Raw genomic sequence first — 24785 nt, forward strand, 5'->3', positions numbered from 1 at the left:
TTTTAAATGTCTTTGAGAGATTCCAATCTTTTTAGAATTTCAAAAAACTGTTCTATTTTATACCTTCTTTTATAATCTGTGATATGTCAATCTTAGCTTATCGGATAGCTATGAAATAAATCCTTACAGCCCGATAAAATCTTCAAGGTTTATTAAGAATCATTTATTTTTAGTAATCAAGGAAAGTGCACACTGCCTAAAATTTAAAACCATTGTAGATAGGTAATTAAAAAACCAAATTTGCTCTCCAATGTATCATAAATAGCCGTGCTCTTTCAAAGCATTGCACCAATTTTAAAACAACAAAATCCTGACTGTTTAAAGGAAGGTTTTTGGTTGTTCTTTTCAAGATAGAAGTGTCATTGCATTATCGTTTTTAAACTTCTTAAATTTTATATGAAGAATTCTAATTGGAAAAACTAATAGTTATTATTTGAATTCTGTGTAGTTTAAAAGCCTATCATACCTTTAGAGGTTATTATTTATTTTAGATACAAAACTAGGTAAGTGAGTTGGATTCTACCTATCATGGACATATTATAGCCATGATACTTAAAGGGTAGCTTTATACCTTTACGCAGATAAATTATTAATTTAAAACGTGAAGATTATGACAACAAATGATTTGGCTAAGGTTGTAGATACTGTACTAAGTATCCCTAGTATGAATGAGGTAGTGAAGCTTGATTTGAAAATTTCACGAAAAAGTGTACTATTTTTAAATCATATAATTGAGCGCGGATTATCCCCTAAAGAGGATTTAAAACAATCAGTTTTAATGACGAGTATCGCACAAGAAAATCTCGAGGAATTAAAATTCTTTGGAGAGGAATGTTTGCAAAAAGCGGGGCTTATAGAACTCAGAGAAAAGCTTTCTATCTTAACTAGTGAATCAAAACAATAGGAGAGATTTAGGTAACTTAATTCTGTTTTGTTCGTGATTCCATTTCAACACGTTGTTTTCATCTGATGAAAATGGCGTGTTTTTGTAAACTATTGGCTCGATTTTGATATGCTGTTTTGATTTTGATGAATATACATTTGTAACTGTTATATTAATTTCTTTTATCAATCTAAATTGTGCCACTATGAGATTATATAAAAACGCAAGAAAAGTTTTTTTAGAAATAGTATGTCTACTATATGTTTTTTTATTGGTTTATGCAGCTATGAATAAAGGACTTGATTTTGAAAATTTCAAGGTAGAACTCGGACAATCGCCTTTGTTAAGTGCTTTTGCAGGTTGGATTTCATGGGCAGTACTTATTGTTGAATTTTTGATTGCGATATTACTTCTTTTTCCTAACACTCGTATTAAGTCACTTTATGCAGGGTTTTGTTTGATGACCATGTTTACGGCTTATATTTTTATCATGCTCAATTACAGTTCGTTTCTACCATGTTCTTGTGGAGGAATATTGGAGAAAATGAGTTGGCAGGAACATTTAGTATTTAATATCGTCTTTGTCGTATTGGCAGGACTCGCACTATGGCTGAATCATTCTCAAAATATTTCAGGAAGGAAAGTAAAAAGACTTTTTTCCTATCCAGTTAAATTAGTTTTAACTTTCTTGTTGAGTTGTATCGTTGTCATCATTTTATTTCTTTCTTCGGAAGAAATCATACACCATCAAAATCCTTTTATTCGTCGTTACCCACATCATCCGATTACACTCACTCATACTTTAGATTTGAAGTATAATTCATATTATTTTGCGGGAGCTGGTGATGGCAAATTATATCTTGGAAATTATACTGTTCCAATGTATTTATTATCCATTGACAGTAAACTACAGCAACAAAAGATACGAGCGACATTTAATCTTGATAGTTTTTCTTTTAAATCAATTCGAATGGTTGTGCGTCCTCCTTTTTTCTATATCATCGATGGAAAATCTCCTGCTGTTTTTGGTGGTCGAATCAGTAATTGGAATGCTCAATTACAAAATCCAAAACCTCCTTATTTTAGTACTGCAATACCAATGGATAGTAATACAATTGCTTTTAGAGGAATTAGTAAAACGGATAATAACAATATCCTTGGAGTTTTCAAGGCTGGAACTCAATCGAAAATAATGATGGCACCAAAATTATTAGAAAAACAAATCGACGGTGTTTTTGATACGGATGGGATGTTGCATTACAGCCCAGAAATGAAAAGAATGATCTATCTCTATAGTTATCGAAATGAGTACATCGTTGCAGATAAGAATGGAGTACTTGACTATCGAGGCAATACAATTGATACAGTCTCACGTGCTCAAATAAAAATAGCTTATCTCAAAGAAAAAACGGAACAAACGATGGCAAAACCAACGTTAACGGTTAATGCAAGCAGCAGTGTTTGCGGCCATCTACTTTTTGTAAATTCAAACGTTCCGGGACGCTATGAACAAGAAGAAGTTTGGAAACAAGCCTCTGTGATTGATGTTTATGATTTAAACAAAAATGCTTATCTATTTAGTTTTCATATTTATGGGATTGATGGTAAAAAGCTTCGCAATTTTCTTGTTACCTCAACCCATGTGTATGCGCTTATCGATACTAAATTGGTAGTTTATCAATTGAATGAGAAACTAAAAAACGAAATGAAGCGTGTCGCAGGAAAAAGTTTCTAATACACGTAATGATATACTAGCGCTAAGTATCAGGATCTAGATCGAACACCTGTAGAAAAAAGTAGATCACTATTAATCTTAAATTATAATATTATGAAAGCAATAATTTTAAAAAAAATGATGCCAGCTGCAGTTTTTGTATTGGCCATTTCAGGTGCATTTTTAACCACATCAATGCAGAGTGATGCTAAAGTAGATGACGACTTTATTTTCGGATATGTTACTGACCCATTAGCACCTCAAGCCTGTAGTATTCAAGTAGTATGTAGTGACGAAGGAGATGATGTTTGTCGCCGTTTTGATGAGACTGGACCTCAGGCGTTTGGACGAGGTGCTAGTCCAACAATTTGCCCAGTAGAAGTTTACCGTCCCGAATAATCTTTAAAACACTAATTAAAAAATGCAATGCAGTTCTTTTGGAACTGCATTGCTGTTTATTGTAAGTTAGTATTTAAGACCACTTTTTATCCAAAACGCAGGTGGAATATCTTTCAAATGATAATCAAACCACTGATGCAATCGAGTAAAAAGATCTTTCCTGTTTTGATTATTACTAAGGTTATGTCCTTCTTTGGGATAAAGCAGCATAATATGTTGCTTTTGCAAACGACGTAGCGCCAGATAAAATTCTATACTTTGATTCCAGTTTACTTGTTTGTCGTTACCTCCCGTCCAAGATAGTAATGGGGTTGTTATATTCTTTACATGTACAATTGGTGAGTTTCTATCGTAACCTGTTTTATCATCAAAGAGAGATTTTCCCATACGCCATTGCTGGCTCTCGAAACGCCACATATCAGGTCGCCCCGAAGCTCCTACAGTAAGATAGAAACTTGTCAGGTTTGTTGCGGCTGATCCGGCTACGGCTGAGGCAAAAAGGCTCGTTTGTGTGATGATAAAATCTGTTTCATATCCGCCAAAAGAATGTCCAATGAGTCCTATTTTATTAGGTAGTACAAGTCCTTGTGCAATCACTTTATTTGTTGCAGAAACAACACAATCTGTTGCAGATATTCCAACATTACCAATTTCATATGAAATATCAGGAGCAAGTACAAAATAACCTTGCGTTGTAAAGGTAGAGATATTAAATACTCCATCCCCTGTGAATTGAGAAGGATTGATGTATTTATTATGAAGGCTTTGAGATAATTTCTCATAAATATAAACAATCATTGGGTATTTTTTTTGACTAGTATAGGCTGCGGGATAATACAATATAGCCTGTAAGGATTCTCCTTTTGTGTTCTTGTATTGAATTAATTCTGATTTCCCCCAGTAAAACTCCCGTTGTTGAGGATTACTTTCTACGATTAATTTTGGAACTTTATCAAGATGGTTTTGTAGCATCAAGCGAGGGGAAAGATCGTAACGTTGCTCTCTATATACAAAGGTATCTGTGCTGGTAGATTGTATCAATTGATCAAGACGCGTATTACTAGAAAGGATTAGTTTATCATTGGACTTAAGAGACCATTTATAATAACCAAAAGCACCCTCTTTGTTTGTAGTTTCCAGTAATAATCCTTGATTGAGATCTATGGGATCATGAATCATCCCAGTATAATTTGGTTTCTCTACTGTTCGATTGGAATACCCTGCTAATCGAAACCGGGTTTGAGTTTCTCTGCCGTGAGTTAATCTGCGGGCAGAAATCCCATCGGGGCTAATTGCCCACAAATCGTATGCATCATACAGGATGATTTCTTTATCTTGTGGCGTCCAGCCGAGATTGGAGAAAGCACTTTCATTTTGTGGGTGTTCTTTTTCGTTATGAAGGAAAGACTGTTTCTTGTTTTGGGTAATATTGGTATGGGTCTTTTTTGCAATGTCATATACCCACCAGTTCTTTTTCTGAAAATAGGCGATGTATTTCCCATCAGGGGAGGGAGTGGTGTATAGTACATATCCATAATGTTTCTTTAAGAATAACTCCTTTTTACCTGAGGACAAATTAACAAGATAAAAATCTCGAGGGCCTTCAAAAGCATATTGTGGTTCATATTGTTTTGTATTGGATATAATAGCATATTTCTGGTCTCCTGTGAGCATAAATTGTGGTAAAGTATCATTGGAAATTAGTTGGTAAGAATCCTTTTTAGGATACCACAGAGCAAGATGAATCCCTTTAGATGCTTTTTGTTTCTCTTCCATTGGATAAATCCATTTGGCGTTTCCATTCCATAATTGTACATCAGAATCTTTCAAAGTGTCTTTTGATCTGTTATTTTGCTCTACAATAAAAAAAACTTTTTGCATGTCATCTGAGATTTTTAGCTCATAACCTCCAGTTTGGATAAGTAGGGAATCTCCTAGGAACTTTTGTCGGATCTCAGTATTAGGAATGTATAATTTTTTATCGAATAAGGTATAATAAAAAACAGTATTGCCAGCACCCAATACATCCGTTGACTTTTGGATAAAAGATAATGCTTTTGCTTTTTTTTGCCAAACCAGATTAGTAAAAGAACTCATCCCACTAAGAAGGACTGTTTTTTTATTTTTTCGAGAAAGTTCTAAAAGAGTTATAGCATGTGTATTGTTTATTGTTGTTGTATAGAGTATCATTTGGGTTGTAGGATCCATTAAGAATTCATTTACTCCTTCAATGCGTTCCAGTATCGTTCCATCAGGATTGCGAATAATTAATGCATTTCCTTTCACACTTTCGTTTACTAAAATTAGTAAGCGTCGGGTTGTTGAAGAATAAACATAACGGGTTACATCAGGTACCGTTTCTTGTTTACTCGTTTTTAAATTCAGTAAGTGCAATTCTTTGTTGGTTTGGCAAGCAAACCAATTAGGAGTTATAAAATCCCCTGCAAGTCCCAAAGGAAAAGCATGTGTTTTTAATGATTTAGCATTTTTTGCAAATAGAGTGTCAAGGCCAGTTTGATATGACATAGTATAACTGATCCATTGCCCATCTGTGCTCATTTTATCAAGGCGTAGTTCTCCCCATTTAGAATAATCAGATACTGTTACTGTTCTCTTTTGCAATACCTGCCCCCAAAGGGAGCAGGCAACTAATTGCAAAATAAAAACTAAAAAAAAGGTTGGCTTTCGCCTTGGCAACATTAATGTTGTTTTGGATTGTACTTTCATTTTAGTGTTTGATATTAGAATTTAATAACCTGGATTTTGAGGTTTTAGATTTGGATTGAGTGTGAGCTCGCTCTCTGGGATTGGCAAAAGATTATCTGTGGTGTTCCAGCCTGTTTTTAGCGATAAAATGGTATCAAGTTTTCCCGTGCGTTTAAGGTCAAAAAAGCGATGCCCATATTCAGTAAATAGTTCTTTTCTTCTTTCCTGAAATATTGCCTCTAGAATTTCTTCTTTTGAGCTTGCTATTATATCAGTGAGTCCAGCTCGTTTTCTGATTTTATTCAAATCTTCTTTTGCTCCTATAAGATCTCCTAGTTCTGCTCGGGCTTCTGCACGGATTAAGTACTGTTCTGTCAAACGTAATACCATTGAATATTCTCTCGAGGTTGAGGTATTTCGAGGTTCTTTGTACTTATTTGCATAAGACCATGTTCGGATTCCATTACTTACGGAGCCAGTCCAAGCAGTTTTACGCAAATCATTTACTGTAAAGGAATTCAACAGAGATTCACTAAGCGATACCAATGATGGTGGCCCTGAAGTAAAAATAAAAAAAGCACCTTCGTCTGTATTCTTACCTGCAAGAGCAGGCATAAATTGCCAGATTGCTTCAGTGGAGTTTTTTAAGAATACTTTGTTCAAATTGTTTTCAAAAACATATAGCGAATTGTTTTCTATCACTGATGTGGCTAATTTATTTGCATCGCCCCATTTGGATACATAGAGATAAACTCTTGCCAAGAGTGCTTTTACTGCAAAAGAATTAGCACGCACTCTTTCCGTGCCTGAGTACACAGGTAAAAGCAAGTTTTCTGCAGTTTTTAAATCAGTTATTATATGCGTATAAACTTCAGTTGTCGACATCCTTGTTACTACACTATTAATCCTGTAATCTGTAGTTTCGATATAAGGAATTTCTCCAAAGAGCTGTAACAAATAAAAATGAAGTAAGCCTCGTACAAAAAGTGCTTCTCCTTCTAATTGTGCCTTTTGCTGATGACTAAAAGTAGATGGCCGAACTCCTTCTAATACAGCATTAGCGGCGTAAATTTGATTGTAGGAATTGTTCCAAAAAAGAGCTACAGTTGTATTGGAGGGTAAAACCTGATTGGTGTAAAATCCAAAAGTGGCACTCGTAGCTGAACCATAAAAAGTAAGTTCATCTGTATAATTGCCCAACTGGGAAGTGAGGCCTACTAGAGTACCTGTAAGGAGTCCTTTATCTCTGATTTTAGAATAGACATCAGCCATGGCCGCATTAGCGGTTGTGTAATCCTGAAATACAGTCGTGTTTGTAAGTTGTGATTTAGGAAGATCTACATCCAGAAAAGAATCGCAGGCAGGCATGGAGAAAGTAAAACTTAAAAAGAATATTTTTTTAACTATACACCAGTAGTGCTTTTTTTTATATATCGTTTTCATACTATTATAGATTAAAAAGTTAGTTGGATACCAGCTGTAACGATTTTAAGTGGAGGAAGATAGCCTCTGGTTGTAAATTCAGGATCACCATCGTCATAGGGGGTGAAAGTCAAAAGATTTTGTCCTTGTAACATTACTGTGCATTGTATTGCTTTGGAATTTATCGGAACGGCATAGCTCAATGCAATTGTTTTAAGCCGCACATAAGAGGCATCTACAATAGTAGCGTCACTTAAACCATATCGGGATTGTGCTGTAACAGCATTAGCATTGTTTCCAGTACTATAGATTTGATAAGGACCTAAATCTCCAGTTTGTTTCCAGCTGTTTATCAATCTTTCCGGTTGATTTATCATCAATCCTGCAAGTCCACTAGCATAACTTTGGTTACGTTGCTTTACAAATTGAAAAAGAAAATCGAGTTTCCAGTGTTTGTAGCTCAATTGATTTTGTAAACCTCCAAAATAATCAGGATTAAGATTTACTACTGTTTGCCTGTCATCAGGAGAGGACAATTTCCCGTCGTTGTTCTGATCTTCAAATTGATAAGTTCCAGTTGCAGGATCAATTCCTGTGTATTTGTACCTCAGGAGAATATTAAGTGGTTCTCCTATGCGGTATGTATTTCTGTAAGTGGAACTATTTAAATTTGGAAAAGCTATAAGTTCATTACGAGCAATACTCAGATTTAAGCTGCTGATCCAGTTGAAGTGTTTATTAGAGAAATTAACGGTGCGCAAGGTAAATTCTAGTCCTGTATTTTGTACTGTTGCTTCTAGGTTGGCTTGAATCTGGGTAAAACCAGTTGTTCCTGGTAGCGGAATTCCAACAAGTTGATTAGAAGAACGGTTTTGATACCAAGCTCCAGTAAGAAAAATGCGATCAGCAAAGAACCCCAATTCTATAGCTGCTTCCACCTTTTTATTGATTTCCCATCCAAAATCAGGATTAAATAAACGGGTGGGTTGCAGTCCAATAATATTTTGATAATTAATTCCAGAAGAGTTGTAGGTATTTAAAAATTGGTAATCTCCAATTTGATCACTCCCTGTAGTTCCATAACTGCCACGAAGTTTTCCAAAGCTGAACCAAGAATTGTTTTTTAGGAAGCTTTCATTAGAGAATAGCCAAGCTACACCAACGGCACCAAAATTTGCATATTGGTTTCCTGGACCAAAACGACTCGATCCATCGCGTCTTGCTGTTAAATTCACAATATAGCGATCGTGCCAATTGTAATTAATCCTGCCAAAAAATGCTTGGTATTTATAAATAATCTCATCACTAAGAATCACTTGGCGAGTGGTTGCAGATGCAAGATCATGGATTAGGCTGTTGGAACTGAAACCGCTTCCAAACTGAAATAATTTAGCGGTAGTTTGTTGTTGAAAGGTTCCACCAAATAGAATACCTAATTTACCACCAGCAAATTTCTTTTCCCAATTAACCTGTGGTTCTATAATCCATGAGCTGCGTTTGGTATTATTGAGGAATATATTAGAATCGGCACTAGTATATCCAAGAGCTGGATTATAGACTGTCGAGGGAGTAATGCGACTTTCTACATGCTGTAAATCGGTATAACCAAAACTACTTTTTACTAGCAAATCTGGGATTATTTCATAAGATAAAATAGTATTTGCTAGTAGGTCTTTGGTTTTGGATTCTTGTTGGGCAGGCAAGTTTCGTAATGGATTTTCCCATGTTCCTTTCTCCCAATTGAGATTTCCTCCTACATCATATAAGGCAGGGGCATTAGGAGCGAGGGAACGAGAATCATATGTAAGGTCATTGGCAGGAAGATCATTATTTTGAGCGGTATATCCAGAGGAAAAGACCAAACGGAATTTACCATCTTCAGATTGATGATTAAGACTGAACTGAGCCCCACCTTTTTTATATAAAAAATCACCTGGGAATACAGTTGATTCTGTGTGATAGTTTCCACTTAGGAGAAATTGGGTGTTCTTGGAACCACCAGAAATTGTTCCTTGTAAATCTGTAATTACAGCAGTACCACCAATGAGTTCCTTTTGCCAATCAGTATATCGATTTTGGTCCCATGTTCCATTGATATCATAATCGCTCGCTGGATAGGTAGTGATTCCATCATTAGTAAACGCTTGTCTACGCATATTAAGATATTGTTGCGTATCCATGAGTTTCATGAACTTAGTAACGGTTCCAGCTCCTGAGGAGGCAGTAAAAGTGAACTGCGTTTTCCCTTCTTTTCCTTTTTTGGTAGTAATAAGTACTACACCGTTGGCTCCACGTGAACCATAAATAGCAGTTGCATCGGCATCTTTGAGTATTTCTATGCTTTCTATAGCATCTGGGTTGATGCTGTTAAGTGGGCTGGTTGTAGTAGGAAAAATGGTTGAAGTCTGAGCGTAACCAATGGGGTCTGAGGCATAGGGAACACCATCTATAATGTATAGTGGAGCGTTGGCATCACGACGTATACTGTTTTGTCCTCGTATCTGGATTTCGAATCCTCCACCGGGGACTCCTGTGGTCTGGGTCACATTAACTCCAGCCATCCGCCCTTGCATAGTCGCAAGTACATTAGTGACAGGCTGTGTCTCGATGTCTTTGGCGGTGATTCTGGAAATACTGCCAGTACGCTCGCTTTCCTTTACTGTATAGTAGCCTGCGTTGACCCGGACTTCTTGCAGTGCCATGGTATCGTACTCTAAAGTTATGTTTATGGTTTGCCTTCCTTTTATGGGGACTAAAACGGTTTTGAAACCTATAAAAGAAACTATTAAAGTATCTGAAACAGCAGCAGCTATATTATACTGTCCGTTGTAATCGGAAATCGTACCTGAATTGGTTTTGCTTTTTAGGGCAATGGTAACCCCTGGTAAGGGATTAGTACCATCGGTTATGGTACCATTTACTAAATTTGGTTGGGAGCTGGACTGCAGTTGCCGCAGGGAACTCGTTGCTAAAACAGGGGTAAAAGACAAGAAACACCCGAAAAAAATCAGGCAATAAAGAGCCTTACTACCCTTGTAAAATGAATAATTATTCATAATATTGGGTTAGTTAAGTAAAACGTTTGTTTTGTTTGCTACGGTCCTCTATACTAGTTTGGTGACGAATTAGAGGGCCATTTTTTATGCGTTAAGTTGAGTAGGTTATGGTATCGACTACCATTTTTGTTGAATCATAGGCAAAGAATTTTAATCGATTAAACTAAATTAAATCAATTGCAAGCCTTAATAAAATAATGAAGATTTAACGCTAAGAATGAAAACCGAAGAATTTGCTTAAAATAAAAAAAGGGCAGGTACTCAGCTTATTGCTCCTAAGGTACTGGTATACCCGTACGCGAATAAGTGAGCCCACGCCCTTTAAGGCGTGAGCATTTACACTTATCGTCCTGCGCGTACGAAAATTACCAGTTTTAAGGAGCAGGATTCAAAGCGAATGCTTCAAATATTTTTATGTGAAGTATCGCAAATATATCAATTCAAATGATGAATTGATATCAAATATATGAAAAAAATATTCATGGTGATATATCACCATGAATATTTTTATAAAAAATTGAAAATTGTAAGTTCAAATAAAGAACATGGCTAAAGATAAATTGTTGAAAGATTATAGAAAAGCATTTGGTGAAAATTTAAAAAGAATACGTGAAGAGAAAATAAAAACATTAAGCGGAGTAGATAGCAAAACAAGATTTGACTCCAGTAATTATCACAAATATGAAATCGGAACTGGTAATCCAACATTGGAAACTATTATAAGAATAGCTACAGGTTTAGGAGTTCATCCAAAAGAACTATTAAACTTTGATTTCGAAATAAAGAGTGAAGATATGCATTAAATGAGATGCTTAAGCATCTTTTTTTATACTGCACTATGTAAGGAATAGTAAAAATATTTTTCTAAATATTCTCTCCGCCATAAATAACTAAACAAACCGATACAGGTGTTAGAGACAATTGTATCAAAATTCTATCTATAAATCAAATACTAAAATGATTATAAACAAAACTCAAATTCTAAACAACATTTGTTACACTGAGCTAGTTTATGACAGAATAAACAAAAAACTAAATAGTAACTTTACAAAATCTGAAATTGAAACAATGCTTTTTGGTGTCATAAAAGAAACTCAAGAAAAGTTCTTTCTTAAAAATGGTAAAAACTATTACATTTCAAATACCGAAAATGACATCGGAATTACGGTAAACTCATATACATACAGAATTATAACTGTTGACCGAATTACTAAAATTAAAAAATAATTGCCTAAAAAAAACTAAATAATTTAAAATAAACACGATCACAATTATTGCAATAATTGTCTGACTCTTTTAAATAAAAAAGAAAAGATGGAAAAAACAACCCCACTTAAAAAATCTAAGTAGGGTTTATTTATTTTATTCAAATTACTTCTTAGCCGCTTCTATTGAAACTTTTCTAAATTCTTTTAATAGTTTTTCAATTTCTAAAGTTGCTTTTCGTGCTCTTGGTCCCGCAGCTTTCACACCTTTCTCGATTAATGATTCTGATTCTGTTTTGAATGTTTCAAATTCTGCATTGATTTTTGATACTAGATCTTTCATGATTTTATTTTTAATTTCAAAATCCAAAAATATTCTTTTTGTTTTTAATATATAAATTAGAAGTAATTAATTTTTTTATTGCAGATTTTAGGAGTGGCAGACAGCAGCGAGTTTTACGAATACCCAATCTTGTTCTAGGATTTTGTTGTCTGACTGAAATTTTTTTATATACTTTCAATAGTTTTTAAGTTTCTAATTTTGATTTACAAGTTGTTGATATCTTATGTCTTACAGATACCTATGTTAATACTTTTACGATGTTATTTAAATTAAGGTCGCAATAACAATAATTTGCATCTCAGACGGTTATTTAATTAACAGATTTTTCTTTAAAATATCACTAAAAGTGGGTATTGTATAAACGTTAAAAGGCACTTATGTTTGTGAGATTATGTTTATATTTTAAATAACAAAAAATATAACATGGCAAGAAATTATAATAGGTGACTTTTTTATTTAGTGAAGTTATTATAATGTTTCTAATTGTGCATCAGACTTACTATAAATCATAACTGTCTTTTGAGTAGCTGATTATTAAAAAACTTTGGAAATACAAATTTATGAAGGAAAACAGTTTTTATGTAGCCGAAAGAAATGATGATACTCATGATAGGTATTTTATAGAAAAAGGAGATACATTTGAAAGTGTTGCTAAAAAACTTGGTGTCGAATGGCAAACTTTAAGAACCTATCATAATATACATTGTGTGGCAGATGAGGATGTGATAAATGCTAATTTTCCTAGTCATTTGAAGTCTTTACTTTTACGTCGTGTCAAATTACAGATAAATGGTGAACCTGAAGAAATTCCTCTTAAAAAAGCAGTATTAAATAAAGGTCATAAAATTCCTTTCAATCACGTAACAATAAAGAATAAATATGGTGTTATGTATACGATTGAAAATGGTGAACAAATCGACACTTTAAAATATGAAGTAAGTGTAAACTGGATTACAACTGACAACAATGGTTATTCTTTATTTGAAATTGACCGATTATCAAAAATATACATCAATGATACTGAAGCTGATTTAGTAGCTGATGAACTTGCTGAAAAAACATCGAGCGTTTTATACCCCTTACGAGTGGTGATTGACCAAGAAGGAGAATGGATGGATGTCCATAATTATGAAGAGATAGAAGAACGTTGGCAAATAAGAAAAAATGAAATCCTTGAGAATTACCCGGGAGAACAAACTATAAAATATCTAACTCTGTTTGAGAAAAATCTAGAAAGTAATCAAACTTTATCATTAGTGCTTGCTAATGATTGGTTTATAAGATCTTTTTTTAACGGAATTCATACAGATTACACCTCGAAATTGGCATTTAAAGGTTATACTTATTTCCCGTTTATTGCAAAAAGCGATGACTTAATATTTGACATTGAACAGAAGGTTGATGAATATCTTGATGAGAATGATTTGATAAATATTAACTTGAAAGGTGTACTAGATGAAAAGAGAATGAAAACGGAATTCGAGAATGAATTAGGTCATTCTTCTAAATCTCTGTCTAGTCAAGAAACTACTGGTAGTTATAGAGCTAAATATTTCCTAAATCCCAATAATTACTCCATACAAACTTTATTCATAGAATGTACTCTTGCACTTGATATACCGCAGAAGTACACAGTTGTAGTTTCGAATTTAAAGGAGAAAGAAAACCAATTCTTAAGAACAAACTCGCTTTATGTGGGAGCAGGGAAGAAAAAAGATGATGGCATTTTTAAAATGATTGGAGATGTTTTTAGAGGTAGATAATTAAGACAATTTATGAGCGAAAAACATATTGTAGTACATGGTGCTACTTGTAAATGTAAATTTAGTGTAGAACCTAAAACAGATAAGCTTAAGGTAAAAACGCAAACAAAGCACTATGCCAATGATCAAGACGGTGCAGAAAAACTAATTGCGAGCACTAAAGATATTGGACAAACGTTAGAGAAAAATACTTTTGGTAAATGTAAGAAGCAACCAACAGGAAGTGATTACTTGCCATGTCAAGCACAAATTACCAAATGGAGTGGGTTTTATGAAAAAATGATTTTATCCAATCAAGGAAAGGTACTACTAGAGGATAGCAAAGGCACATGTCCTATGGGAGCACCAGATTGTATTGAAATTACTAAGCATGGACAGGTTACAGAAACCAGTGAGCAAAATTTTAAAAATGCAAATCCAATGATTCACAATCTTATAAACCCTATGGTTGATGTAAGAGATATGAACAAAAAACAGCCTACTTATAAAGGTATGGAGGATAGTGATGCTGAAAACATTAATGATATATACATTAATAAAACTGATGCTTCAGTACTTATTAATTATGGAAATACTGATGGAGATATCAGAATGATTGCAAAATATGATTTTCAAGATTTCAATGAAATTACAGATTTCAATGATAAAAATAATAAACTAAAAAGTGCAAGTATTGTAGTTACTGTTGACAATATGCAGATACAGGGTAAGATTCAAGAAATACATCGTTTGACAAATAAAACTGAACAACAAGTATTTATTGTTTTAGATCGTACAACTGCCAAGATCATTGCTGTTTTAGGCTTAGAAGGGATTGACGGAGAGACAGAAATTGATAGTTATACTATTGGAGATTCAAAACCATTAATTGAAGTTAACACTCAAAAATATGCTCTTTTAGGCCAAGTTCATACGCATAATTTGATGAAGTCCGCTCCTAGGAATTCAAATCAAATTGGAGGTCAAGATACAGTAGAAAATGGTTTTGGAACATCTGAAAAAGATAAAGTTACAGCAAAAAGTTTAGGAATAAATATTTACGCTTTAGATAGTTGGAATTATTCAAGCAAGAATGCCGAGGTCTCTATTGGTAGAGTAACTCCAAAAGGAGTAGAAACTAAAAAAATAGGAAAAACTTATGGCAAGGGAGAAGGTTCAAAAATAGTTAATATTGGATTAGAATGTTTAAACCTAAGAGTTGGAAGATGAGAAAAATATTGATGTTTTTATTATTTATTTTAATTGGATGCAAATCCTATAAAAGAGAAGAAACTTTTTCAAAAAACGAAGTTTATTCCTATGTTGTGCCTCATAGAGCAGAAAAAATATTATATGAAAAAATGAAAAATTTTGATAATGTTTTTTTAGAACTAAGTTTTAATGAAAATGGGTACTCATTTTTTATCATACCAACAAAAAAGAATGATAATGAATATTTTGGATACTTAAAAATCAGTAATAGTAACCGGAAAATTTTGGTTAATTCAAAACTTTATGATTTAGTTTTTAGTTCTGATGTAACACTAGGATCAAAGATTGACTTAAGTAAAGCCGAAACTATTTCAGAACAGGAATCAGGAACAAGAAAAAATGAAGATGAGGGACTTATTGTTAATAAAAAGACTCCTATCTACGACCGTGCTATTTTAGTTAGTTTCGATAAAGATTGGAATGTGATAATGAAAAAATAACACTAACAATATGGTTAAAAGTGTAGATAAAATAAAAAGGGATGACCAAGGAATAGTAAAAAGTAGTTTGGGAGTAATTTTAAGACAATCATAAATGAATAAATATTTCACTTTGATAACATTTATATTATCATTAAACTCTATAGGACAGAACAGTAAAATTTTTGTTATTAAAGAATACATTAAAAATGACGGTTTAACATATAGAAATAAGAATGATTTTAAGTTTAATCAAGAGAATATTTATGAAGACGAATTATATATTGTATCTAAAACTTGTAGCGGTGAATGGGGTGGTACAGTTAAATTCAAAAATAAAAAGACCAATATTGAGTATTCTGCTTCTGCAACTTGTCCTGTTGCTGTAAACAAACTTAATGGCAAATATTATGTAACAAATAGCTTGGCTCATTTAGATGGTTTTTCTGAGATTCTTGAAATTAAAAATCCAGCTTTATTGACTGTTATTAAGAAAACCAAACGAAGAAAAAAGAAAAGTAAGATAATTATTAGCTATGAATCCCAATCGAATAAAGGAACTAAACAACTGCTTGACAGTGTAGGAGCTTTAACACTTGCCTCTTTTCCATTCAAAGGTCAATTGTATCATATTGTAACGGATTATAATAATACTTTTTTAGCAAAAATTGACAATAATAAATTTGTAAAAATTGACACCATTTCCGACGAAAGTATTTGGAGTGATAATTTAGAAGCATTTATAACGATAGACAAGCATCTAATTATATTTTTTGAGAATAGGGATGTAAAAGGCTATTTTGATATAATTGACAACCATATTAATATAATACGTCAGAGATGAAAAAACTCATATCAACACTTTCTTGCACTTGCATATTAGTCATTCATTACCAACTCTTGTGTTCAAATTGAAGAATATGGAGAAAAAAGTAAAAATACGTAGGTAGTGAGAATAATAGTAAATAATATATTTTAATGTTATGGCAAAAGGAGTAAAAAAAATAAAATGGACTGGTGAAGGAACTGTAAAAAGCAGCTTGTCTATTCCTAATAAAAAAGTAACGATAGATCCAGACCAATTTGTATTATTTACAGTTGGTCAATGGGATGAAGGCGTAACTGAAATTGAGAAAAAGAAAAACCTTACTTGGATGTTGCAAGACAGAAGAGCAAAAACTATAATAAAGCAGAAAACATTGCCATTCAATAATAAATATGGTGTCAAAATTTCAAGAAACCTTTGTGGTCCTTTTGAGTATTACGTTGAGGCAAGTATTTCTGGAAAAAGGGATGTTTCTAGAGATTGTGGGCTTTTGATAAGTGGATATTGTCAGCCAAAAATAATAAGAAGTAAATGGTGTACAAGAAATGATGGTGATGACGTAAGTAAAACCCATCTTTTTTCATATGGGAATACTATATATTTAAATATTGAAACGGAAGGGTTAAACGGTCATAAGAACTTAATCGTAGATGTTTTTAGAAAATTGCCAGGTTTTAGTACCTTAGTATATACATATACTAGTGTAGATGTTATAGATGGTGAAATAAACCTAGCAATGTCAAATACTTTTACATGGTATGGGAAAATGAAACTTATGAGAGAAACGGAACAGTTTTTTGTACAAGTAAAAGATCCCACAACAGGAAAATATATAGGAGATAGTAAACATAATATTGAACATGCAAAATTTTTAAAAATATTAAAAAAAATAGAATCTTCAGATGTTAAAACTCCCACAAACTTAACTCCTTTAAAAGTTGGAAAACCAGACAAAAATGCAACTAGGTACGAACCTTGCAAGTTTGAGACAATTGCTTTGGATAAAGTCATAGTGTTTGACAAAGGAGTAAGTAGTAAAGGAGCAAATTACCCACAAGAAACAATTACCAAAACAATCATTTTTGATTTTGATAGTTCTATAATTAACGGTGAAGGAAATAGTAAACTAAATAATGCTTTGCAGTTTTTGTTAGAGCACGAGTATTCAAGTATTACTGTTGCCGGATATGCTTGCGTAATCGGGAAAGAGAACTATAACCAAGGATTATCTCAAAGGCGAAGTGACGCTGTAAAAAAACTGTTTGTAGATGGAGGGCTAAACCCTAAAAGAATAATCTCTAAAGGATATGGAGAAATACAAATACAAGCAGGAAACATAACAGTGCAAGCAAATGATGACAAAAAAGGTAAAGATAATATAAAGCATAAAGACGAATTTACATATAAAGAAGCTCGTAGAGTTGATGTTTCATTTACTTTTAATGGACATGCGCAAACCATAACTTATGAAATGGTTGCACCGAGCAAGGATAAAAATGTTACCATAGATATAACGGAATTTCAAAATAAAGCTTGTTTTAGAGAAAAGAATAAACACGAAAAGAAAATAAGAGTAACATCTCCAGAATATAGCGAGAAAAAAGGTAAAGAAAAGAAGGGAGATACTATGACTTTCCCTGTTCATTCTAGTATAGAAATCTTAAATCTTTCGCCAATGGAATATATTTGGCCAAGATATAATTTAGTAAATGGACCTAAAGGAAAATCTACAGATTCTGCTACCGTATATAATGTTCATGCTCATTCTTGCAGATATTTTACTGATGAAAAATATATCTCTGTACAGGTAAAAGCATACCCTGATATAAAATGGACGTTTGAATTTTTCTTGAACCTAACAAATGATTTAAGCGTTAAGTGGATGGGGATGGATCCATACGAACATAAAAAGTTACAAGAGCGCTCAGGGAAAATTGGTGCTGAAAAAAGATGGAAACAAAAAGATGTTTCTATTGGATTTAGTTTAAAAGCAAAATGGGATAATAATGAGCAAGAAAAAGAATTAAAATATGAATACGAGGCGAAATTTAAAAAACTTTATGATATATTTTCTTCTATAGGAGCTCTGGCAGATGGAGTAACAAATAAAACAAAAGGTGCTGCCCGATCTGTTTCGCCTAAAGGGGTACCTATGAGTTTTGCAGTAAAACCACCCAATATGAGTTTTACGGGTGATTGGTTTTTAGCCAACCCAAAAGATAATAAAACTATATTAGGTACAGATGTGACTATTGGTTTACAAGCAAAACCACTTATAGGTTTAGAAGTAACTATTGATTTATTAGGAGCAGTTGTTTTTGGAGTTGGATCCTTGGTAGGAGCTGGCCCAGGTGTTACTGAATTATACAAAAAAATTCAAGGAGCATTAAAAAGCGGTATAAAAGCTGGTAATGAAAAAAATGGTCTAAGCGCCAATATAGATATTTACATGGATTTGATTATTACTGGAGAAATTAAGATAGGTACTGATTTTAAATTTAATACTGTTGGAAAGCCCAAAGATTCTAAATTTGAATTAAGAAGTGAAAATAAGCTATCAGTTGAATTAAAAGTTGGAGTTAAAATAAAAGGAGAAGCTGCGGTCGTAATTATTAAAGTTGTGGCTTACTTTGAAGCTTCTGCAAGTGCAAGTGCCTCTGTTACTTTTGGTCATGGAATAAATTATAACGAAAAAGGATTGTATTATAGACCTAAATTAGGTTTTGATGGAATGAATGCAGAGTACGTAGTTAAAATTAGCGCAAGTCTTGCTATGAAAATAGCAAAAGATAAAGAAGCTGTAGAAGAAACCAGAGGAGGGGATTATACAATTGCTAAAGGAAATTATGAAAATGTTATTCCCCCTTTTGATGTTATAAGTGAATTAGAAGAATTATTTGGTATAAGTGCCAATATAGGTGTAATTAAAAATTAAAATAAGATAGAAAAATGAAACAATTAATTTTATTAGTCACAATCAGTTTATTGATGACATCATGTAATTCTCAAACTGATTTAGAAACTATTAAATACAATCGGGATATTACAGAATATATAGATGATAGCTTCTCTAAAGACAACAATATTATAACAAGTCAAAAAGCATATATTTCTGAAGATGTTCAAAAATTTAAATATGGTTCAATAAAATTTAATAATTACACACATACAGACGATTTAATAAAAGACAGTAATAGTATCTCTTTTTTTGTGGATTCCTATGATAAAAATAAGTATTTAGGTTTTCAGTTAGATATTTGGGAAATGGAGAAAAGCAACGAATTCCTTAATTATATAATGAAAAAATACGGAAAACCTTTAAAAAAGTATGAGCATAAAGGAAAAGGAGACTATCTAGATAAAAAATACCTGTGGGAAAGCGTATCTACAGATGAGATCGTTTTTGTAGACATACATAACGAGAATAGAATAAATAGTAGTACTAAAGAAAAATATATAAGTTCTCAAAGTGAATTCGTAATTATTAAAAGAGGATTAATATTAAAACCAAGCGAAGAAAATAATCCTGAAAATATTAAAAAATTGCTTGAAGAAAATCCAAATGCTTTTAACATATTAGAAGTATTGAAAAATTATTTTTATTAATAAACAATGAGTTTTTTGTACTGATAGCGATTAGTATAAATAGCAGAATGAAATCAAAAGACATTTTTTTTAAGTATTTAAAAGCCTCCCCAAATTAAAATCAATTATGAGTCAAATATATTACGAGTTAGATTGTAGTGCTTTAATGTGTTATTTTGAAGTGCGAATAAATGATGTTTGTGTTTTTTCTTTAAATGTAGACGGTCAGGCAGCCATGGATATTCCTATAAATGGCGGTATATTAGAAAAAGGAGAACATAATATAGAAATAAGAGTATTGCCGTTACCAGGAAGCTTAGAACTTCATAAAGAAGCATTTGTTAGGTATAAAGTTATAGAATATGATGTAAGCTTCGGAGATTTTAAATACATTCAACAGTTTGAAAATTTCCAAACCTCTCCAGCTCAAACAGGAATCCCATTTATAATTCACAATAGTGTTTTTATGGCAAATGTTTCTTATAAACTAGATGCATGGCAAAATGGAGTCGACTTAAAAGATGTTTCATTTAATATAAAAGATGCTTTAATTTCTGAGTATGAAAAAATGATTAATTCTCTTACAGATGAAAATTATAATGATTTTATAGGGAAATTTAAGAAGAAAGAAAAAAACAATGCAATAGCAATGTATTTAAATCAAGATGAATCTCAAAGCAGAATAGCGGCATTGGTTGATGATTTAAAGACAGGATTTAAAGTGATGCCAATCGCTAATGATAGTTATGTAGAATACTCAGCTCATAATAAATTAGCAACTTTAAAAAGAATGAATAGAATGCCAGCGTTTTATTTTGAAAATTCAGAAACTCGTGAAGAAATTGTTTTAGATGTGCGTTTTTGTACTTTAAAAGGCAAAACTGAACTTGAAGTTATTTAAGAAAATGAAGAGTTCAAAAATAAAATCTAAATTATTTTTCAAATTAATTTCGTTCAATTACCACTAAAATAAGGTATTGCAAGGAACTTTGATAGCTATAGTTAATAGCTAGGCTTTACATATTATATGTAATATTTTAATACTAAATAATCTAAAAAAAATAAGACAAATGAGTTTTTTACCCAAATTACATATAGACGGGGAAGAGTATAATGTACTTGAATTTAATATCAATTTTAGACAAGAAATAGACTCCATAAGCAAGCCTACTGGAAATGCTAAAGTGGATTTATTGGATTAATTTCCTTTATTCTATTTGTATTAGTCAACATATAATTATATTGAACGAAAAATAAACTAAATCAAAATATTATTAGATTCTTTGCTGTTCTCATTTTAAGTACATTATTTACATTAATTCATTATTTTTCAGAATTCGGAATAAATTGGATATAAGTTTAGTTATTAGTAGTTCGAAAGATTTTAAAAGACATAAGGATAGTGCGGATACTACTACTGTAGCTTTTCTAGTTCTCTAATGAAAAAAGTAGGGGAGATTTCAACTCTTTGCTGAAATGCATTTGTAAAGCGTTGTGTGGAGCTAAAACCAGCTTCTTCTGCCAATGCTGCATTACTAAACTTTCGTACAATTCTATTTGTTTTCAGAAGTTCAACCAAATAGTCAATTTTTAAATCATTGATATATTCCACAAATTTTTTACCTCTATAGTGATAAATTATTTGTGAGAGATACTTAGTATTGGAGTCAAAAGCTGCAGCAAGTTTTACCAAGGTCCAATCTTGCTCCAGGAATTTCTTGTCTTGTTCAAATTTCTCTAATTGCTTTAGAATTTCAGCAATTGTATCTGGATTTATATTCAGCGTATCTGTAGGTGTTTTTTTTAGTTTTGGAATATCATTTGTGTTATCATTCTTAATCATGAGTTCTGCAAACCTTTTCCTGAATTGCTTTTTATTTCGGATGTTTCTATATATCAGATAAGAGGAGGAAAAGATTAGTAGCGTGATGACAGAAATAAAAATTAACTCTGTAGATTTTTTTCGGTTAAAAGAGTTTTCGAGTTTCTTCTTTTCTACAAACAGTTTTTTAGTATCATATTCTTTATGTATTTTCCCTGTTAGGTATTTATAGGTACCGTTAGAAATACTATCTACTTTTAGTAATTTATTGATATAATATAACTCTTCTTCAGGATCTTTCTTTGTACTATAATAGTCTATGAGTATTTCATACATTTCTCGTAGATCAGGACGGATGTATCCCTTGTCATCAAAGCTTTTGTCTACTTTTCGAAAATAATGCAGTGCCTGATCTGTTTTACGTAATTCCCAATAACTTTTTCCGATATAATAATAACCTACACTTTCATTCGAAAAATCTTTGTTCTTACGTATACCATCAAGTCCCTTTTGAATTGTTTGAATTGCCAAAGCATAATTTTTTTTGCCATATTGATTGATACCTTCGGAGTGGATAAAATAAGCTTCTACTTCTCTATTATTACGTCTTTTTCCCTCAGTTAATCCAGTACTATTTATCTCAGTACATAAACCATAATTCCCCAATCTATTATTCGCTAATCCCAAGGAATGAAGGGAATTAAGATATCCTCGGTCATCATTATCTTTGAAATGATTCACACATTTCTGTAACAGCTCTATAGCCTCCTCATACGAACCTAGGTAGTATTTTATAAGTGCCATGTTATATTTTACTTTGTAAAACAAGTATGCATCGCTACTTTTTGCGATGTAATTGTTTGCTACGATGTAATTGTCTAAGGCTGCGTTATGTTCTTTTTCGGAATAGTAGACTATTCCTTTGGAGAGGTATGCTGATCCAATTAGTACGTTATCTTTCGACTTTTTGGCTGCGTAAATCATACTATCAGCATATACTAACTTATATTTTTCATCAGGTTTTAGCAAAAGATAATTTTTATATCCCAAGACCATTTCCTTCCAATTCTGTTCTGCTTTGGCTTTAGCTAAATAGGAGTGAACATATACAGCGGCTTTGGATGGATTTCTTTTCAAAACATCAATCTGTTCGTCTAAATAGGCATACTCTTTATTAATCAAAGAGTCGGGACTGACAGCAATTCTTTTTTGGGCAACAAGTTGAGTTGCCAAAAACAGTAAGAGGATAATGTATGTAGTAGCCATAATATATTAGGAGGGTTAAGGAAAGTTAACTTGTCAATTTAATCCTCTTGATTATTCATTAAGATGTCATGAGGTTATTTCTGGTTATTTGACTTTAAAAATAACATAAAGAATTGATTAATAGTGTATTGTTTGGTTAAAACAATGTGTGGATTTCGTGGAAATCCATAGTGTAAGTAATGGAATTCCATAAGTAATCTCTTGCAAGGGTTGATTTCTGCTTATAGATTTGCTTTGAATTCAAAAGCAAAAAGATTGGTATCGTACCAAATAAAATTCTGCTTACCCGGGTGCAATGAATTGAGCAATCTAAAATTGCTCGGTAATATCTAACTCACCACGAATTATGAAAAATACAGTATTATTAATTTTAATCTTTCCGTTTATTGTTATTTCCTGTACTACCGAAGGAAATGTAGCTGATTTGGTAACTAATAAAAAAGCGAATTTTAAAGAACCAAAAATGATTTTACTAGGGCCTGAGAATAATACAAATCCTTACGATAATATGGGGAAGCTCCATAATGAGATTCTGGAAATATATTTGGCTGCAAACTCTGGTAGCACTGTAATTGAGGATATCATGGCGCAAGTACAATCGATAGGACTTTCAAATACCATTAATATTGTTCAGGATTGCAGTGCGCCAGCTACAATCAACATCATTAATACAATTTTGATTAACCCACAAAATAGTGGAACTACCATTATCGAGAATTCAGTATTAACGGCTCATGCTAAAACAAAAATTACAGCATTTTTAGATTCTTTGGCGACAATAAAGACTAACCCATACAAAGACATTTATGACTTTGTAACCGCTTATGAATCTGAGGTTTTATCAAATGATTTATTAAATAATGAAGATAGGAGGGTTATATTAACTACAACGTCTATTGCAAGGTATTCAATATATTATGAAAAGAAAAAAGACAGAGATTGGGATAGTTCATATGGCAATCATATAGGAGGTCTTGTCGGTGCTCTTGATACTTCTTTATCTCCAGTGATTATAGCACTTGTTGCAGGTCTGGCAGAAAACAGCCTAGTAGTTAATTAATAATACAAAACACAATTATCTCATTATAATCTATCTCTTATGATGAGATAATTGTTTATCCCAGAATACGTATATAATTATGGTATTGGGTATAGAATATAATTTCAAAAAGGATTTTTTATTGTATCATTTACACTTATCACACATGATTAAAAATTTTATCAATAGTAGTTTTGAATCTGATGAGAAAGGACTGTTTGTTTCTTTTATCAAGGAGTATGATGCTTGGGAGGTAGACCTATCTTTCAAAACTTCAAATTTCACTATGCTTTTAATCCAATCAGGAAATTTGAAACTTCAATTAAATAATCAAATTCAGCTACTGAGCCCCCATGATCTAGTTTACATACCAAAGAATACTCTTTGTAGTATAATAGAAAGAAATGAACTATTACAAGTATGTATCATGATTACTCAGCAAATTTCTTTTTCTTCTTCTTTTAGTGCTAAATATTATCCAAGTATTACCCTTAACACTTTTGACTTTAAATTAGTACTTCAGCTTTTTAAACTAGTAGATCTTAAAAACAAAAACGTAACTTATTGTATTGATAATAATGAATTAATGAAGCACTCCTTTAATCTATTTTTGTACGAGATTAAAATTATTTATAATAGGTATCGTAATAATGGAGTGCTTGGCATAACACGGAAAGAAATACTTGTGGCGCAATTTATTAACTATATTGTTTTGCATTGCAAAGAGAGACATAGTGTGCAATTTTTTGCGGATGCTCTTTGTGTCACACCAGGCTATTTAAATAAAATTGTGAAACAAATTACAGACAAAACGGCTAAAGATCTTATCTGTGAAGGATTGCTAATTGAGGCAAAAATATTATTGAAAAATTCGCAAATAACGATTTTTAATATTGCAGATGAATTAGAATTCAATAATTATTCTTCATTTAGTACATTTTTTAAAAGGCATACTTCCCTGTCACCCTCCGAGTACCGGTTACAATTAAATCCCCATTGAATATAAACATAATTTGACTGGGTTAAGCATGTTCTATAAGCATTGATTTAGAGTACTGTCGATTGCAAGTCGAGAGAAATATTTAC

The 24785-nt window shown here is 32.4% G+C and carries 20 protein-coding genes; 15 read left to right on the top strand and 5 right to left on the bottom strand.

Annotated features, from left to right (window positions below; all coding sequences use genetic code 11):
* Nucleotides 1-610: 610 nt before the first annotated feature.
* The 3 genes from ACJ6WR_RS15980 (at nt 611) to ACJ6WR_RS15990 (ending at nt 2996) form a co-directional block, all read left to right on the top strand.
* Nucleotides 611-904, top strand: a complete 294-nt coding sequence (locus ACJ6WR_RS15980; protein WP_409415781.1) for a hypothetical protein — start codon at nt 611-613, stop codon at nt 902-904.
* 184 nt (nt 905-1088) lie between these two features.
* Nucleotides 1089-2618, top strand: coding sequence for a MauE/DoxX family redox-associated membrane protein (locus tag ACJ6WR_RS15985; RefSeq protein WP_409415782.1), 1530 nt, complete (start codon nt 1089-1091; stop codon nt 2616-2618).
* Nucleotides 2619-2711: 93 nt separating this feature from the next.
* Nucleotides 2712-2996 (top strand): DUF6520 family protein, encoded by a 285-nt coding sequence (locus ACJ6WR_RS15990; protein WP_039114986.1) that lies wholly within the window; start codon nt 2712-2714, stop codon nt 2994-2996.
* A 66-nt stretch (nt 2997-3062) separates the two neighbouring features.
* On the opposite strand, the gene ACJ6WR_RS15995 is transcribed toward ACJ6WR_RS15990, so the two are convergent.
* Genes ACJ6WR_RS15995 through ACJ6WR_RS16005 form a run of 3 tightly spaced genes read right to left on the bottom strand, consistent with a single transcriptional unit; the run spans nt 3063 to nt 10180 of the window.
* On the bottom strand, nt 3063-5723 hold the full coding sequence (locus ACJ6WR_RS15995) for a prolyl oligopeptidase family serine peptidase (RefSeq protein WP_409415783.1): 2661 nt from the start codon (nt 5721-5723) through the stop codon (nt 3063-3065).
* 21 nt (nt 5724-5744) lie between these two features.
* Entirely contained in the window at nt 5745-7145 is a 1401-nt protein-coding gene (locus tag ACJ6WR_RS16000) for a RagB/SusD family nutrient uptake outer membrane protein (RefSeq protein WP_409415784.1), read from the bottom strand.
* Between the two features lie 11 nt (nt 7146-7156).
* Complete coding sequence (locus tag ACJ6WR_RS16005) at nt 7157-10180, bottom strand: SusC/RagA family TonB-linked outer membrane protein (RefSeq protein ID WP_409415785.1); 3024 nt, start codon at nt 10178-10180, stop codon at nt 7157-7159.
* A gap of 545 nt (nt 10181-10725) precedes the next feature.
* On the opposite strand from ACJ6WR_RS16005, the gene ACJ6WR_RS16010 reads away from it, so the two are divergent.
* Both ACJ6WR_RS16010 and ACJ6WR_RS16015 read left to right on the top strand, forming a co-directional pair.
* Nucleotides 10726-10983 (top strand): helix-turn-helix domain-containing protein, encoded by a 258-nt coding sequence (locus tag ACJ6WR_RS16010; RefSeq protein ID WP_409415786.1) that lies wholly within the window; start codon nt 10726-10728, stop codon nt 10981-10983.
* A gap of 154 nt (nt 10984-11137) precedes the next feature.
* A complete protein-coding gene (locus ACJ6WR_RS16015) occupies nt 11138-11407 on the top strand; it encodes a DUF3781 domain-containing protein (protein WP_409415787.1) in 270 nt (89 codons plus the stop codon).
* A 144-nt stretch (nt 11408-11551) separates the two neighbouring features.
* Here the strand turns inward: ACJ6WR_RS16015 and ACJ6WR_RS16020 are convergent, their stop codons facing one another.
* Nucleotides 11552-11728 (bottom strand): histone H1, encoded by a 177-nt coding sequence (locus ACJ6WR_RS16020; RefSeq protein ID WP_409415788.1) that lies wholly within the window; start codon nt 11726-11728, stop codon nt 11552-11554.
* Between the two features lie 560 nt (nt 11729-12288).
* Between ACJ6WR_RS16020 and ACJ6WR_RS16025 the strand changes: the two genes are divergently transcribed.
* The 8 genes from ACJ6WR_RS16025 (at nt 12289) to tssD (ending at nt 20774) form a co-directional block, all read left to right on the top strand.
* Entirely contained in the window at nt 12289-13491 is a 1203-nt protein-coding gene (locus ACJ6WR_RS16025) for a hypothetical protein (RefSeq protein ID WP_409415789.1), read from the top strand.
* A 12-nt stretch (nt 13492-13503) separates the two neighbouring features.
* A complete protein-coding gene (locus tag ACJ6WR_RS16030) occupies nt 13504-14700 on the top strand; it encodes a DUF4280 domain-containing protein (RefSeq protein WP_409415790.1) in 1197 nt (398 codons plus the stop codon).
* Nucleotides 14697-15182 carry a hypothetical protein gene (locus tag ACJ6WR_RS16035; protein ID WP_409415791.1) on the top strand — a complete coding sequence of 162 codons (486 nt, stop codon included), beginning with the start codon at nt 14697-14699 and terminating at the stop codon, nt 15180-15182. The genes ACJ6WR_RS16030 and ACJ6WR_RS16035 overlap by 4 nt, the downstream gene beginning before the upstream one ends.
* Nucleotides 15183-15276: 94 nt before the next feature.
* Nucleotides 15277-16005 (top strand): hypothetical protein, encoded by a 729-nt coding sequence (locus ACJ6WR_RS16040; protein ID WP_409415792.1) that lies wholly within the window; start codon nt 15277-15279, stop codon nt 16003-16005.
* 139 nt (nt 16006-16144) lie between these two features.
* Nucleotides 16145-18922: an OmpA family protein gene (locus ACJ6WR_RS16045; protein WP_409415793.1), complete on the top strand. Its 2778-nt coding sequence runs from the start codon at nt 16145-16147 to the stop codon at nt 18920-18922.
* A gap of 14 nt (nt 18923-18936) precedes the next feature.
* Complete coding sequence (locus ACJ6WR_RS16050; protein ID WP_409415794.1) at nt 18937-19593, top strand: hypothetical protein; 657 nt, start codon at nt 18937-18939, stop codon at nt 19591-19593.
* A 106-nt stretch (nt 19594-19699) separates the two neighbouring features.
* On the top strand, nt 19700-20473 hold the full coding sequence (locus ACJ6WR_RS16055; RefSeq protein WP_409415795.1) for a hypothetical protein: 774 nt from the start codon (nt 19700-19702) through the stop codon (nt 20471-20473).
* 169 nt (nt 20474-20642) lie between these two features.
* A complete protein-coding gene (gene tssD / locus ACJ6WR_RS16060; RefSeq protein ID WP_409415796.1) occupies nt 20643-20774 on the top strand; it encodes a type VI secretion system tube protein TssD in 132 nt (43 codons plus the stop codon).
* 212 nt (nt 20775-20986) lie between these two features.
* Here tssD and ACJ6WR_RS16065 read toward each other — a convergent pair whose 3' ends face one another.
* Nucleotides 20987-22660, bottom strand: coding sequence for a tetratricopeptide repeat protein (locus ACJ6WR_RS16065; protein ID WP_409415797.1), 1674 nt, complete (start codon nt 22658-22660; stop codon nt 20987-20989).
* Nucleotides 22661-23006: 346 nt separating this feature from the next.
* On the opposite strand from ACJ6WR_RS16065, the gene ACJ6WR_RS16070 reads away from it, so the two are divergent.
* On the top strand, nt 23007-23720 hold the full coding sequence (locus ACJ6WR_RS16070; protein WP_409415798.1) for a hypothetical protein: 714 nt from the start codon (nt 23007-23009) through the stop codon (nt 23718-23720).
* Nucleotides 23721-23865: 145 nt separating this feature from the next.
* Entirely contained in the window at nt 23866-24699 is an 834-nt protein-coding gene (locus tag ACJ6WR_RS16075) for a helix-turn-helix domain-containing protein (RefSeq protein ID WP_409415799.1), read from the top strand.
* Nucleotides 24700-24785: the final 86 nt, after the last annotated feature.

Origin of the sequence: Flavobacterium sp. PS2 (assembly GCF_046250155.1) — a bacterium.
Taxonomy (GTDB): Bacteria; Bacteroidota; Bacteroidia; order Flavobacteriales; family Flavobacteriaceae; genus Flavobacterium.